The organism is Stenotrophomonas sp. YJH_SMC_29, from assembly GCF_059371235.1.
The window spans coordinates 28,618-43,273 of record NZ_JCAFUK010000017.1; the positions used below are offsets into that span (position 1 = coordinate 28,618).

9 protein-coding genes are annotated in these 14,656 nt (G+C 67.7%); 5 read left to right on the forward strand and 4 right to left on the reverse strand.

The genetic code is table 11. The features are described from left to right. Nucleotide 1 precedes the first annotated feature (1 nt). Nucleotides 2–199, reverse strand: coding sequence for a zinc-finger domain-containing protein (locus tag AC5P9I_RS16830; RefSeq protein ID WP_005410967.1), 198 nt, complete (start codon nt 197–199; stop codon nt 2–4). 418 nt (nt 200–617) lie between these two features. On the opposite strand from AC5P9I_RS16830, the gene AC5P9I_RS16835 reads away from it, so the two are divergent. Continuing rightward, nucleotides 618–3,962 carry a GH92 family glycosyl hydrolase gene (locus tag AC5P9I_RS16835; RefSeq protein ID WP_130768674.1) on the forward strand — a complete coding sequence of 1,115 codons (3,345 nt, stop codon included), beginning with the start codon at nt 618–620 and terminating at the stop codon, nt 3,960–3,962. Continuing rightward, on the forward strand, nt 3,959–4,702 hold the full coding sequence (locus AC5P9I_RS16840; protein ID WP_130768673.1) for a basic secretory protein-like protein: 744 nt from the start codon (nt 3,959–3,961) through the stop codon (nt 4,700–4,702). The genes AC5P9I_RS16835 and AC5P9I_RS16840 overlap by 4 nt, the downstream gene beginning before the upstream one ends. Before the next feature lie 422 nt (nt 4,703–5,124). Here AC5P9I_RS16840 and AC5P9I_RS16845 read toward each other — a convergent pair whose 3' ends face one another. After that, nucleotides 5,125–7,416: an NADP-dependent malic enzyme gene (locus tag AC5P9I_RS16845; RefSeq protein ID WP_049469974.1), complete on the reverse strand. Its 2,292-nt coding sequence runs from the start codon at nt 7,414–7,416 to the stop codon at nt 5,125–5,127. Between the two features lie 229 nt (nt 7,417–7,645). After that, entirely contained in the window at nt 7,646–8,989 is a 1,344-nt protein-coding gene (locus tag AC5P9I_RS16850; protein ID WP_006468434.1) for a dicarboxylate/amino acid:cation symporter, read from the reverse strand. A 331-nt stretch (nt 8,990–9,320) separates the two neighbouring features. Here AC5P9I_RS16850 and AC5P9I_RS16855 point away from each other — a divergent pair, with 331 nt between their 5' ends. The 3 genes from AC5P9I_RS16855 to AC5P9I_RS16865 all read left to right on the forward strand — a co-directional run bounded on the left by AC5P9I_RS16855 (nt 9,321) and on the right by AC5P9I_RS16865 (nt 13,898). Continuing rightward, nucleotides 9,321–10,490: an OprO/OprP family phosphate-selective porin gene (locus tag AC5P9I_RS16855; RefSeq protein ID WP_049469977.1), complete on the forward strand. Its 1,170-nt coding sequence runs from the start codon at nt 9,321–9,323 to the stop codon at nt 10,488–10,490. A 66-nt stretch (nt 10,491–10,556) separates the two neighbouring features. Beyond that, complete coding sequence (locus tag AC5P9I_RS16860) at nt 10,557–13,205, forward strand: hybrid sensor histidine kinase/response regulator (protein ID WP_130768672.1); 2,649 nt, start codon at nt 10,557–10,559, stop codon at nt 13,203–13,205. A gap of 264 nt (nt 13,206–13,469) precedes the next feature. Continuing rightward, the gene (locus AC5P9I_RS16865) at nt 13,470–13,898 is read left to right on the forward strand and encodes a hypothetical protein (protein WP_130768671.1); all 429 of its coding nucleotides are present in this window, start codon (nt 13,470–13,472) and stop codon (nt 13,896–13,898) included. Between the two features lie 91 nt (nt 13,899–13,989). On the opposite strand, the gene AC5P9I_RS16870 is transcribed toward AC5P9I_RS16865, so the two are convergent. Then, entirely contained in the window at nt 13,990–14,646 is a 657-nt protein-coding gene (locus AC5P9I_RS16870) for a response regulator (protein ID WP_049469997.1), read from the reverse strand. Nucleotides 14,647–14,656 lie beyond the last annotated feature (10 nt).

The following is a 14,656-nucleotide window of genomic DNA, read 5'->3' on the forward strand; positions in this document are numbered from 1 at the left end:
TTTAGTCGGCCAGCACGAACACGGAACCGCAGTAGGGGCACTGCGCTTCGCCGTTGGGTTCGTCTTCGATCGGCAGGTACACCCGCGGATGCGAGTTCCACAGCGCCATTTCCGGGGTCGGGCAGCTCAGCGGCAGATCGCTGCGGTGCACGGTGTAGCGCTTCTCGGCGTTGGCGGGCGCGGTGGCGGTATGGCTCATGGCGGATGTCGATGAACGGGTTGCGAGGCCTGTGATTCTAGCATCTGGGCCGCGCCGACATTGCGCCGCAACGGGCCATTGCGCGCGGCGGGCGGTCCTTCGCAGCGCCCCCTGCGCGCCGGGCCGCTGTACCCGCTCGATTCACGCGGGGGTTGCGGCAGGTTCGCCGGCCAGAATCGGTCCCGACGATATTTCCCGCATTTGGATCGAACTAAATGGCACTTGTCAGCGCGCGGCGTCTGTTGCAGGATCGGCCCAGGTCACCACCGACCTGCTCACTCCGACCCGATCGCATGGCCCGCCCCCACCGGACCGGCATCGCCTCTTCCACTGCCATCCTGGCGGGCGGAGCGATGCTGCCCGTGGTGTCCGCCGATGCGGGTGCTACCCGCCGCCAGCCCTTCCGGGAGACTCTTGTATGACCCTGTCCGATCCACGCCGCGCCCTGCTTCCGCTCGCCCTGGCCCTGGCCTGTGCGACCACTGCGATGCCGGTGCTGGCACAGGGGCTGCAGACCTCGTTCGAACCGGGCGAACCGGCCCCGACACAGGCCGCCGGCGCACTGCAGGTCACGATCGGCAATGGCCCGGCCGCGCCCTACACCGCCAAGCGCAACGCCGGCTACAGCGGCCTGCATGCGCTGCACTACAGCAGCGAGGGCGGCAGCGCGCGGCGCGAACTGTTCAGGACCGACCTGCCGATCGAGGCCGATACCACGCTGTCGTGGCTGGTGCTGCCGGAAATCGTCGGCGGCGACAGCGTGGCCTCGACGTATGTCTCGCTGGACCTGCTGCTGGACGACGGCAGCCGCGTATCGGCCGGTGCAGCGCGCGACCAGCATGGCGTGGCGATCGGCGCGCGTGCGCAGGGCGAGTCGAAGACGCTGTACCCGCAGCAGTGGGCACGCAAGGCGGTGCGGCTGGGCGAGGTGCCCGCACTGAAAGGCCGCCGCGTGGTGGCGATCGAGCTGGAGGTGGCCAGTGCCGAAGGTGCACCGGTCTCCGGCTGGATCGACGACGTACGCCTGGACGCAGTGCCGAGGCAGCAGCCACAGCGCGTCTCCGACTGGGTGCTGACCACCCGCGGCACCCAGGCCAATGGCACGTTCTCGCGCGGCAACAATTTCCCGGCCACGGCGGTGCCGCACGGGTTCAACTTCTGGACCCCGGTGACCGACGCCGGCGCGCTGAACTGGCTGTACCGCTGGAACGAGCAGAACGATGCACAGAACCGCCCGCAGCTGCAGGCCCTTGCACTGAGCCACCAGCCCAGCCCGTGGATGGGTGACCGCCAGACCTTCCAGGTGATGCCTTCGGCCAGCCGTGGCGTGCCGGACGCCGACCGCCGCAAACGTGCGCTGTCGTTCGACCGCCGCCATGAAAGCGCGCGCCCGTATCGCTATGACGTGCGCTTCGACAATGGCATCGCTGCTGCCATCGCGCCGACCGATCATGCCGCGCTGTTCCGTTTCGAGTTTCCCGAGGGTGGCGATGCCAACCTGCTGTTCGACAATGTCGATGCGCGCGGTGGCCTGAGCCTGGACCCGGCGACGCAGACCCTCAGCGGCTACACCGATACGCGCAGCGGCCTGTCCAACGGCGCCAGCCGCATGTACGTGGTGGCCAGCTTCGACAGGCCCTGGCGCAGCAGCGGTCGCATCGACACCGGGCGCCCGACCGGCTACATCAAGTTCGATGCCGGCAGCGACCGGCGGGTGACGATGCGCATCGCCACCTCGCTGATCTCGGTGGAGCAGGCGCGGCACAACCTGGCGCTGGAAATCGCTTCAACCGACACGCTGGAGAGCGTGGCCGGACGCGCGCAGGATGCGTGGGACGCACGCCTGGCCCGCTTCGACATCGGCGATGCCAGCGACGACCAGAAGACCACGCTGTACTCCAGCCTGTACCGGCTGTACCTGTATCCCAATTCCGGGCATGAGAACGCCGGCAGCGCGGCCGCGCCGGACTGGCGTTACGCCAACCAGGCCAGCGCCAGCGACGACAACACCGAGGGCAGCGCGAACCGCAGCTTCACCGGCGTGCGCGATGGCAAGGTGTTCGTCAACAACGGCTTCTGGGACACCTTCCGCACCACCTGGCCGGCGTATGCCCTGTTCACGCCCGACGATGCCGGGCAGATGGTGCAGGGCTTCATCGAGCAGTACCGCGCCGGCGGCTGGATCGCGCGCTGGTCGTCGCCGGGCTACGCCGACCTGATGGTCGGCACCAGCTCGGACGTGGCCTTCGCCGATGCCTGGCTGAAGGGCATCGGTGGCTTCGATCCGGCCGAGGCCTACGCCGCCGCGCTGAAGAACGCGACCGTGGTCCCGCCCGATCGCCATGTCGGCCGCAAGGGCATGGACCGTTCGACCTTCCGTGGCTACGCCAGCGCGGACGTGCACGAAGGCATGTCGTGGACGATGGAAGGCGCGCTCAATGACTTCGGTATCGCCAACATGGCCGATGCGCTGGCCAGGCGCGTGGCCACGCCGGCCGCACGCGAGCGCTACCGCACCGAGGCTGAGTACTTCCGCTATCGCGCCGCCAGCTACGCGACGATGTTCGATCCGGCCGCCGGCTTCTTCCAGGGCCGCAACGCCGATGGCCAGTGGCGCGTGGACGCCAAGGATTACGACCCGCGCGTGTGGGGCCATGACTACACCGAATCCAACGGCTGGACCTTCGCCTTCACCGCTGCCCACGATGGTGAAGGCCTGGCCGCGCTGTACGGTGGCCGCGACAAGCTGGCGGCGAAGCTGGATACCTTCTTTGCCACGCCGGAAACCGCCGACCCTGCGTTCGCCGGGTCCTACGGCGGCACCATCCACGAGATGACCGAAGCGCGCGATGTGCGCATGGGCATGTACGCGCACAGCAACCAGCCGGCGCACCACATTCCGTGGATGTACCTGTACGCCGGGCAGCCATGGAAGACCCAGCAGCACGTGCGCGAGATCCTGTCGCGGCTGTACGTCGGCAGCGAGATCGGCCAGGGCTACCCGGGCGACGAGGACAACGGCGAGACCTCGGCGTGGTACGTGCTGGCGTCGCTGGGCCTGTACCCGCTGCGCATGGGCGCCCCGGAGTACGTGATCGGATCGCCGGCCTTCCGCCACGCGCGGGTGGAGCTGCAGGGCGGCGCGGTGCTGACCGTGAACGCGGCCAACAACTCGCGCGAGAACGTCTACGTGCAGTCACTGAAGATCAACGGCACGCCGTGGACGAAGACCTGGGTGCCGCACGAGCTGATCGCCAAGGGCGCGACGCTGGACTTCGAGATGGGCCCGCAACCGTCGCGCTGGGGCAGCGGCGCCGATGACGTGCCGCGCTCGTTGACCGCGCGCGGCCAGCGCCCGCAACTGCTGCACGACCTGCTCGGCAGCGGCGCGAAGGCGGCGTTGGCCGATGGCCGCGCGCTGCCGGCGCTGGTCGATGATGATGCGGCCACCAGCGTGGGCCTGGGTGGCGGCGCAACGATCACGCTGACCGGCCTGGGCGACGGCACGCCGACGATGTACACCCTCACCAGCGGTGACGGCCGCATCCAGGGCGGTGAATGGACGCTGGAAGCGCGCAACGGCAACGGCCGCTGGACCGTGCTCGACCAGCGCAGCGGCGAAGCCTTCGAGTCTGCCCGCCAGACCCGTCCGTTCCGCATCGCCCGGCCAGGCCGCTACGACGCGTACCGGCTGCGCCTGGCCGCCCCCGGCCGGCTGCCGCTGGCGGAGATCGAACTGTTGGCGCCCAGCGCCGTACAATGAACCCCATGCGCTACCGTCTGTTGCCCCTGGCCCTTGTTGCCCTTTCCTTCCCCAGCTTCGGCCAGACCCAGGCCTTCGACGCGCAGCTGAGCCGCGACGGCGTCACGCTGAACTACCAGGACGCCCGGGGTGCCCTGGCCGCGCCGCAGCGCAAGCGGATCATCGATACGTTCTACTTCGCCTACCTGCGCGAACGTGCGGACTTCCACCCGGCCGCGCCGGCGATGGTGCGCATCGTGATCGATCCGGGCTACACCGGCATCGCTTTCGTCGGTGACAAGGACCAGGCGGCGACGATCACCATCAACCCCGGCTGGTTGGCGCAGCATCCCAACGACATCGACCTGGTCACCCATGAAGCCATGCACATCGTGCAGGGCTACCCGGGCTATGGCGATGCGCGGGTGCCGGGCTGGCTGGTGGAAGGCATCGCCGACTACGCGCGCGACCGCTACGGCATGGATAACGCCGCTGCCGGATGGGCACTGCCGGGCAAGGTCGAGAAAGGGCAGAACTTCGACAGCGGCTACCGGGTCACCGGCGCGTTTCTGAAGTGGGCCGACGCCGAACACCCGGGCCTGGTGCTGGCACTGGACACGGCCCTGCGCGACGGTCGCTATGCACCGGCACTGTGGCAGAAGCACACCGGCAAGGCGCTGCCGGCGCTGTGGGCGCAGTACGCCAAGCCGCGTTCGGATGCACCGCCGCCGGCGCCTGCACGCCGCGGCAAGCGGCGCTGACGCCCACGTACCACCGGTTCGCCGGGCATTGCCCGGCGCCGTCGCCTACGCCTCAGCGCGACTGCACGAAACCGGCGTACAGCGCGAACAGCTGCTGGAAGTACCGCCGCGTCAGTCGATTGCGCATGACACCCTCGCCCATGAGAAGTTGGTCAGGCCCAGGGTGGGAAGGCCGGTCCGGTCCCTTCCCACGGCCGGGCCGCGTGGGCGTATTGGGCCGCAACGGCGTTGCAGGGAAATGACCGGGCGGCGTAGCGCGTGTGGCACAGACCGGGGTAGAGCCGGCCGCTGGCCGGCTGCCGTCGCGTGCCTGGACATCATTGCGGTTGCCGGCCAGCGGCCGGCACTACCCGTGTCCGCTTTGCGTAAACAGAAACGCGCCCCGTAGGGCGCGTTTCTGCAGATCGAACCGGAAAGAAGGCTTATGCCTTCTTTTCCGCTTCCAGCTGCTTCCTGATCTGCGCATCGACTGCGGCAATCGCGGTCATGTTCAGGATCCGGCGCGAGGTCGCGCTGGTGGTCAGGATGTGCACCGGCTTGTTCACGCCCATCAGGATCGGGCCGATCGCCACGCCATCGGTGAACACGCGCACCAGGTTGTAGGCAATGTTGGCCGCTTCCAGGTTCGGCAGCACGAACAGGTTGGCGCGGCCCTGCAGGGTCGAGCCCGGCAGCAGCTTCTGGCGCAGCGCTTCATCCCACGCGGTGTCACCCTGCATTTCGCCATCCACGTTCAGACGCGGGTTGCGCTTGAGCAGCAGTTCACGCACCTGGCGCATCTTCAGCGCATCCTTCGAATCATGGCTGCCGAAGTTGGAGTGCGACAGCAGCGCCACCTTCGGCTCGATGCCGAACAGCTTCATGCGGTAGGCCGCCTGCAGGGTCGCTTCGCACAGCTGCTCGGCGGTGGGGTCTTCCTGCACGTGGGTATCGACGAAGAAGAACACGCCCTGCTGGTTGATCACGCCGGTCATCGCCGAGGTCGAGGTGACCTTCGGCTCCAGCGGCAACACGCTGCGCACGTAGCCCAGCTTCTTGTGGAAGCGGCCGACGATGCCGGTCAGCATCGCATCGGCTTCGCCACGGGCGACCATCACTGCGGCGATCAGGGTCGGGCGCGAACGCATCAGGTTCTTCGCCGCGGCCACGGTCACGCCGCGGCGGCCGGTCAGGCCGTGGTAGTACTGCCAGTATTCGTTGAAACGCGGGTCATCGTTGATGTTGGTGACTTCAACGTTCTCGCCGATCTTCAGGCGCAGGCCGAGGCGCTCGATGCGCGACTCGATCACTTCCGGGCGGCCGATCAGGATCGGGTGCGCCAGGCCGTCATCGACCACGTTCTGCACCGCCTGCAGCACCACTTCCTCTTCGCCTTCGGCGTACACCACGCGCTGCTTGTCGCTGCGCGCGCGGTCGTAGACCGGCTTCATCATCAGGCTGGTGCGGTAGACGAACTGGGCCAGCTTGTCGCGGTAGGCGCCCATGTCGTCGATCGGGCGCGAGGCCACGCCCGAGTCCATCGCGGCCTGGGCCACGGCGGCCGACAGTTCCACCAGCAGGCGGCGGTCGAACGGGCGCGGGATCAGGTATTCACGGCCGAAGCTCGGCGTCTCGCCACCGTAGGCCGAGCCCATGTCGGTGGCGGCACGGCGGGCCAGCGCGGCGATCGCACGCACGCAGGCGATCTTCATTTCCTCGTTGATCGCGGTGGCGCCCACGTCCAGCGCGCCACGGAACAGGTACGGGAAGCACAGCACGTTGTTGACCTGGTTCGGGTAATCCGAACGGCCAGTGCCGATGATCGCGTCCGGACGCGCGGCGCGCGCCACCTCCGGCATGATTTCCGGGGTCGGGTTGGCCAGGGCGAAGATCACCGGGTCCGGCGCCATGGTCTTGACCATCTCGGCGGTCAGGATGCCCGGCGCCGACAGGCCGAGGAAGATGTCCGCGCCGTCGACGATCTCGGCCAGGGTGCGCTTGTCGGTGTCACGCGCATAGCGCTGCTTTTCCGGGTCCAGGTCGGTACGGCCGGTGTGGATCACGCCCTCGCGATCGAAGGCCAGGATGTTCTCCGGCTTCAGGCCCAGCTGCACCAGCATGTTCACGCAGGAAATGCCGGCCGCGCCCATGCCCGTGGTCGCCAGCTTCACTTCCTCGATCTTCTTGCCGGTGATCGCCATAGCGTTGAGCACCGCCGCGCCGACGATGATCGCCGTGCCGTGCTGGTCGTCATGGAACACCGGGATCTTCATGCGCTCGCGCAGCTTGCGCTCGACCACGAAGCACTCCGGCGCCTTGATGTCTTCCAGGTTGATGCCGCCGAAGGTCGGCTCCAGCGAGGCGATGATGTCGACCAGCTTGTCCGGGTCGGTTTCATCCACTTCGATGTCGAACACATCGATGCCGGCGAACTTCTGGAACAGCACGCCCTTGCCTTCCATCACCGGCTTGCCGGCCAGCGCGCCGATGTTGCCCAGGCCCAGCACCGCAGTGCCGTTGGAGATCACCGCCACCAGGTTGCCGCGGGCGGTCAGCTCGCTGGCCTGCTGCGGGTCGGCCTTGATCGCTTCACAGGCATACGCCACGCCCGGCGAATACGCCAGCGACAGGTCGCGCTGGGTCAGCATGGGCTTGGTAGCGGAAACCTTGATCTTTCCCGGCGGGGACATCCGGTGGTAATCGAGGGCGGCCTGTTTGAAATCTTCGTTGGACATCGATGTGGGTTACATGAATGGGCAGAAGGGACAGGGGATCATACCCCCGTTGGAGCGTCTGGACCTGTCGCTATCCTGTCGCAACCATGCTGCGACCGCACAATTCCGTGCCGTATGCGACCGGAGCCCAGACCAGCATCGGCGCTGCCCATGACAGCCATGGGACGCCCTGAAACGCCGCGGGGCCGCCCCACTGTCGTGGCCGGCCCCGCGGTACCACACACCTGGATCAGCCCTTGGCCGGCAGCGCCTCGGGCAGTGCATCGACCGGCGGCGGCAGCTCGCTTTCGCGGCCATCCAGCGCCAGCTGCAGGCGGTTGCGGTCCAGCGCGCCTTCCCAGCGCGAGACCACCACGGTGGCCACGGCATTGCCGATGAAGTTGGTGAGCGAGCGGCATTCGCTCATGAAGCGGTCCACGCCCAGGATCAGCGCCATGCCGGCCACCGGCACTTCCGGCACCACCGCCAGGGTGGCGGCCAGGGTGATGAAGCCGGCACCGGTGACGCCGGCCGCGCCCTTGGAGCTGAGCATGGCGACCAGCAGCAGGGCGATCTGGTGGCCCAGGGTCAGTTCGGTATTGGTGGCCTGGGCGATGAACAGCGCCGCCAGGGTCATGTAGATGTTGGTACCGTCCAGGTTGAACGAGTAACCGGTCGGCACCACCAGGCCCACCACCGACTTGCTGCAGCCGGCGCGTTCCATCTTCTCCATCAGCGACGGCAGCGCCGACTCCGAGGAGGAGGTGCCCAGCACCAGCAGCAGTTCGGCCTTCAGGTAACGGGCCAGCTTGAACACCGAGAATCCGCACAGGCGGCAGACCAGGCCCAGGATCACCGCCACGAACAGGAACGCGGTGAGGTAGAACGAGCCCACCAGCCAGGCCAGGTTGATCAGCGAACCGACGCCGTACTTGCCGATGGTGAAGGCGATCGCACCAAAGGCGCCGATCGGGGCCGCCTTCATCAGGATGTGCACCAGCTTGAACACCGGGGCGACCAGCGCCTCCAGGAAGTTGAGCACCGGCTTGCCCTTCTCGCCCACCATCGCCAGCGCGATGCCGAACAGCACGGCCACGAACAGCACCTGCAGGATGTTGCCGTCGACGAAGGCGCTGAGCAGCGTCTTCGGGATGATGTCCATCAGGAACCCGACCAGGGTCAGGTCGTGCGACTTCTCGACGTAGCTGTGCACCGCGGTCTGGTCCAGCTCGGCCGGGTTGATGTTCATGCCGGCGCCGGGCTGCACCACGTGCGCCACGATCATGCCGACGATCAGCGCCAGCGTGGAGAAGAACAGGAAGTACGCCATCGCCTTGGCGAACACCCGGCCCACCGTGCGCAGGTGGGTCATGCTGGCGATGCCGGTGACGATGGTGAGGAAGATCACCGGCGCGATGATCATTTTCACCAGGTTGATGAAGGCATCGCCCAGCGGCTTCATCTTTTCGCCGATCAGCGGTTCGTAATGGCCGAGGATGGCGCCCAGGACGATCGCCACGATCACCTGGAAGTACAGCTGGCGATAGATCGGCAACGGCTTTGCAGGCGCCGGGGCTGCGGTCGGGATGTGCATGGCGGACTCCGGAAGGGGCGTTTTCAGGCACGTACGGCCCCGGGACTGCACGGGAACCGTTACCGTGGAAACTGATCGCAGCGCCTGCACGGCACGCGCAACGCTGAGACCAATGGACGCCTTTGTACGCGCCGGGCACGCCAGCGCAGATAACCTATTGGTACTAGCCCCCCGGTTCAGGTGGCACGGGTGCCTACACTGGCGCCGCACCGCCCGATCCCGGGGAGCCTGGTGGCCCGGGCTGAACCGCTGGGCATGTCTTTGCGAAAGTTCCGGCCCTCGCGGCCGTTGATGTCCTGTCCACCTGCAATCCGAGAGAGCCGCACCCAACATGCGCCCGAATCCCACCCTGCTGGCCCTGTCGCTGGCCGCCCTTCCCGCCTTCGCCTCCGCTGCCGACTTCGACAACTGGCCGACCAAGTACACCTTCGGCGATGGCACCGAGCTGGCGGCCACCGCCAACATCGCCTACGACTACAACGACTTCTCCTCGGCCAGTGGCCTGGAAGACGACGATGCCGTGCGCCGCAAGGAATTCGGCGCGACGCTGAAAAAGAAGGGCGTCTACGACGCGATGGTGTACTACGACTTCCAGGCCGACACCTGGCTGGACGTGTTCGTGCGCTTCGAAAGCAAGGCCTTGTTCGGCCGTGACGTCGGCCGCTTCCGCTTCGGCTACATGAAGACCCCGGTCGGCCTGGATGCGAACACCTCCTCGCGTGCCGGCAGCTTCCTGGAGACCTCGCTGCCGGTGCAGGCCTTCTACGAAGGCCGCCGTACCGGTGTGGAGTGGGTGCTGGAACGGCCGCAGTACCTGCTGCAGGCCGGCGCCTATGGTGGCAAGGACCTGCAAGGCGACAATCCCGGCACGACCCAGGCCGTGCGTGCGGTGTGGACGCCGGTCAAGGCACCGGGTGATGTGATCCACCTGGGCCTGGCCTACTCGCAGGAAAACCCGCGTGGCTACAGCGATGGCCGCGACGTGCACCATGAGGCCAGCGCGCGCCTGCGTGCGCGCCCGGAAGCCGGCCTGACCGACATCCGCTACGTCGACTCCGGCGCGCTGGTCACCGCCGACCAGATCCGCCGCACCGGCCTGGAAGGCATCTGGATCCGTGGCCCGTTCTCGCTGCAGGCCGAAGCGCTGCGCGCCACGGTCACCCGCCATGACGGCAAGCCGGACTACACCGGCAGCGGCCAGTACGCGATGGCCAGCTGGGTGCTGACCGGCGAGTCGCGCCCGTACAACGCTGGCGCGGTGGCCAACATCAAGCCGGCGCACAACTACGGCGCGGTCGAACTGCTGGCCCGATACAGCCGTCTCGACCTGGACGATGGCAGCATCCTCGGCGGCCGTCAGCACGACCTGACGCTGGGCGCGAACTGGTACCTGACCAGCCACTTCAAGTTCCAGGCCAACTACGTGAAGGTCGACGCCAGCCGTCGTGGCGTGCACAGCACCCCGGAGATCTTCGAACTGCGCGCGCAGATGCACTTCTGACCCCTTCCACGTCAGACCCCGGCGGGCGTGCACGCCACGCCCGCCGGCCCTGCGTAGACTGCCGCCATGTACTGGCTCAGACGCCACCGGATGCTGCTGCTGACCCTGCTGGTGATGGTCGGTGGCACCGTGCTGTGCGCGATTGCGGCCGGCCACTATGCGTGGCGCCAGGCGCTGGCCAGTGAGAGCGCCCAGGTGCAGCGCCAGCTGCAGCTGTATGGCCAGGGCCTGCAACAGCGCATCGACCGTTTCGGCACCCTGCCGCAGGTGCTCGCGCTGGATCCGGACCTGCTGCAGGCGCTGCGCGTGCCCCCCTCCCCCGCCGAACGGCAGCGGCTGAACCTCAAGCTGCAGCGCGCCAACGAAGTCACCCGCACGTCCACACTGACCCTGGTCGGCCACGATGGCGTGGCGGTGGCTGCCAGCAACTGGGACCAGCCGACCAGCAACGTTGGCGAGAACTACAGCTACCGGCCCTATTATCGCCAGGCCCTGGCCCAGGGCCGTGGACGCTTCTACGGCATCGGCATGACCACCGGCGTGCCCGGCTACTACCTGTCCCAGGCGATCGAGGAAGGCGGCAAGCGGCTCGGGGTGGTGGTGATCAAGGTCGAACTGTCCGCACTGGAGCAGGAATGGTTGAGCAGTCCGGACGTGGTGCTGGCCAGCGACGACCACGACGTGGTCTTCCTCGCCAACCGTGACAGCTGGCGCTACCGGCTGCTGCGCCCGCTCGGGGACATCGAGCGCCGCGAAATGCTCGACAGCCGCCAGTACGCCGATCGATCACTGCAACCGCTGCGCGCGCGCACCGAAGACCTGCTGGCCGACGGCGGGCGCATGGTGCGGCTGCTGGACCCGGCGCTGGCGCAGCCCATGCTGTGGCAGACCCTGCCGCTGCCCGTGGAAGGCTGGAACCTGCACCTGCTGCACGATGCAGGGGCGGCCAGCGGTGCAGGACGCGATGCCGCGCTGGCCGGCGGCGCAGCCTGGCTTGCGCTGGGCTTCCTGACGCTGTTCGTGCAGCAGCGACGGCGCCTGGCCAAACATCGCCTGCGCAGCCGCCGCGAGCTGGAAACCCTGCTCAAGCAACATGCACAGGAACTGCGCACCGCGCAGGATGGCCTGCTGCAGGCGGCCACCGAGGCCGACAGCGGCCTCAGCCGCAGCCTCGAGCACCTGCCGCAGGGCGTGGTGGTGATCGACCGGGAACTGCGCCTGGTCGCGTGGAACTCGCGCTATCTGGAACTGTTCCGGTTCCCCCCGGAGCTGGTGCGGGTCGGCCGCCCGATCGAGGAACTGTTCCGCTTCAACGCCCGTCGCGGCCTGCTCGGCCCCGGTCCGGTGGACGAAGCCATCGAGCGCCGCCTGAATCACCTGCGCAGCGGCCGCCCACACATGCGCGAGAGCGAAAAAGACGACGGCACGGTGTTGGAAATCCGCGGCAACCCGCTGCCCGACGGCGGCTTCGTCACCAGCTATGCCGACATCACCAGCTACAAGAACGCCGCGCGTGAACTGCGCTCGCTGGCCGATGCGCTGGAACACCGCATCGCCGAGCGCACCCGCGACCTGGACGAAGCTCGCCGCGAGGCCGAGCAGGCCAACCGCTACAAGACGCGATTCGTCGCCTCGGCCGTGCACGACCTGCTGCAGCCGCTCAATGCAGCGCGCATGTTCGTCTCGGTACTGCGCGGCAAGCTGGGCGACCCGGCGCAGCAGCAGACCGCCGACCATATCGACGCTGCGTTGGCCGCGCAGGATGCGATCCTCAACAGCCTGCTGGATATCTCGCGCCTGGAATCAGGATCGCTGCAGGTCCGCGTGCGCGCGTTCGCGATTTCACCGCTGCTGGAAACCCTGGCACGCGAGTTCGGTATCGCTGCTCAGAGCCGCGGCCTGCAACTGGACTGGGTGGACACCCGCGCGGTGGTGGTCAGCGATGAAGCGCTGCTGCGCCGTATCCTGCAGAACTTCCTCTCCAACGCGCTGCGCTACACGCCACGTGGGCGCGTGCTGATCGGCTGCCGTCGCGCAGGCGACCAGCTGCGCATCGAAGTGCACGACCAAGGGCCCGGCATTCCGGAAAGCCTGCAGGGAGAGATCTTCGAAGAGTTCCGTCGCCTGAACGATGGCGTGGAACAGGAACGTGGCGCCGGCCTGGGCCTGGCCATCGTCGAACGCATCGGCCGCCTGCTCGGCCACCGCATCAGCCTGCGCTCGACCCTGGGCAGGGGCAGCGTGTTCGCCGTGAGCGTGGCACTCGGGCGCGCCGACGATGTGGTGGCAACCACCGCAGCGCCGGTCGTGGCGAGCGAACCCGCCGACGACAGCCCGCTGCGCCAATGCCGGGTGTGGAGCATCGACGACGATCCCCACGTCTGTGCAGCGACCCGCGCGTTGCTGGAACGCTGGGGTTGCCAGGTGGAGCTCGCCGACGGCCCGCAGGGCGCCCTGGAAATCGCCAGCGCCTTGAACGTGCCGCAGTTGCTGCTGCTGGACGTGCGCATGGGGCAATGGCACGGGCCGGACCTGTATGAAGCGCTGTGCACGCTGTGGAAGGCACGGCCGCCGGTGATCCTGGTGACCGCCGAGCGTGATGAGGTCCTGAAGGCGCATGCCGCCGAACACGGCTGGGGCTTCCTGCACAAGCCCGTGCGACCGCCTGCGTTGCGGGCCCTGATGACGCAGTTGCTGTTGCGGCATCGGGGATAGGACGACTCCGCCGCGCGCGCCGCCGTGCCACGGCGCGAGAGGCGGTGCCCTTCGCAGATGCCCTACCGAACCCCAGACGTCTTCGCACACCATCTCTGGGTGGGAAGGAATGCCCCGCGTCGATAGGCAGGCAAGGGGAGATTCCGAGCAGAGAAAGGGCAGTCTCCTGACTGACCAGCGCCACCGAGGAACGGAAGATTCCCGCATTCGGCTGATCGACAGACCGTACTGAAGACAGCCACAGCCTACGGCCGAGGATTCCGCATGCCCTGCCCTTACCCATCCATCGCCCTCCTCCGAGGCCGCCATCACATCACAGCGCTGCTCTTCTGCCTGTGCTGCGCGGGGTGCATCGCTGACAGACCTTCAGCGCCCGACATCAAACGCCTGTCAGAGGAGGCGGCATCCAGCCCCGAGGTGCAGGACCTGACCCGCCACTATCGGTCAGCACTTGAACGTGCGATGGCTCAGGAAGGTGTACTTGAAGGTTTTTCATGCGGCCTGAGCATCTGCATCGGTCTTGTCCGGAGCGGAAGCCTCGCCGGTCATGAAACTTGGAGCCGCAGGTTTGCGTCGGATGCAGCCGCCCCGACCTACAGCTACGCTGACGCGTCTGAGGACTCCAGGATGGGATACGAGAACAGATTCATCTTTTCGACCGATCCGGCACTGCGCGCGATCAGCGGCAACTGACACGTCACATTCCGTTTTCGCCCCGGCGCCGTTCATTCAACCGCTCCGAAGGTTCCGGACACCACCGGGGGGGCCGTGCGGCCCACCCGGGTCAGCCGTCCATCCCTGCCCGCGCGTCGCCTTCCGGTTCCAGCGCCTTCACCAGCACCGCTGCCTGCGTGCGGCTATGGCATTCGAGTTTCTTCAGGATGGCAGTGACGTGCACCTTCACCGTGTTCTCGGCCAGGCCCAGCTCGTAGGCGATCTGCTTGTTGAGCAGGCCATCGGCCAGGCACAGCAGCACGCGGAACTGCTGCGGGGTCAGCTGGGCCAGGCGGCTGGCCAGCAACGCGTCGGCCTCCGAGCGCTCGGCGGCCATCGCCGGGAACCACAGGCCGCCGTCGAGCACGGCCTGCACGGCCTCGCCGATGGTTTCGGCAGGGGCCGACTTCGGGATGAAACCGGCCGCGCCGAACTGCTGGGCGCGGCGGATCACCCGCGGGTGGTCGTTGGACGAGAGGATCACCACCGGGATGTCCGGATGCGAGCCACGCACGTGCAGCAGCGCGGAAAAGCCATGGGCGCCAGGCATGGTCAGGTCGAGCAGCACCAGGTCCACGTCCGGCTGTGCGTCGAGCGCCTCGGCCAACGCATCGGCACTGGCCACCTCGCGCACCTGCGCCAGCGGCAGGCTCTGCCGCAGTGACTGCACCACCGCCGAACGCAGCAGCGGGTGGTCATCGGCGATCAGGATGGTGTATTCGCTCATGCCGCCATTG

Bases quoted from the DNA above. Each gene is read 5' to 3' on its own strand.
- AC5P9I_RS16855 (WP_049469977.1), top strand. From the start codon at position 9,321: ATGCGCCCGAATCCCACCCTGCTGGCCCTGTCGCTGGCCGCCCTTCCC.
- AC5P9I_RS16845 (WP_049469974.1), bottom strand. From the start codon at position 7,416: ATGTCCAACGAAGATTTCAAACAGGCCGCCCTCGATTACCACCGGATG.
- AC5P9I_RS16870 (WP_049469997.1), bottom strand. From the start codon at position 14,646: ATGAGCGAATACACCATCCTGATCGCCGATGACCACCCGCTGCTGCGT.
- AC5P9I_RS16860 (WP_130768672.1), top strand. From the start codon at position 10,557: ATGTACTGGCTCAGACGCCACCGGATGCTGCTGCTGACCCTGCTGGTG.
- AC5P9I_RS16830 (WP_005410967.1), bottom strand. From the start codon at position 199: ATGAGCCATACCGCCACCGCGCCCGCCAACGCCGAGAAGCGCTACACC.
- AC5P9I_RS16850 (WP_006468434.1), bottom strand. From the start codon at position 8,989: ATGCACATCCCGACCGCAGCCCCGGCGCCTGCAAAGCCGTTGCCGATC.
- AC5P9I_RS16835 (WP_130768674.1), top strand. From the start codon at position 618: ATGACCCTGTCCGATCCACGCCGCGCCCTGCTTCCGCTCGCCCTGGCC.
- AC5P9I_RS16865 (WP_130768671.1), top strand. From the start codon at position 13,470: ATGCCCTGCCCTTACCCATCCATCGCCCTCCTCCGAGGCCGCCATCAC.
- AC5P9I_RS16840 (WP_130768673.1), top strand. From the start codon at position 3,959: ATGAACCCCATGCGCTACCGTCTGTTGCCCCTGGCCCTTGTTGCCCTT.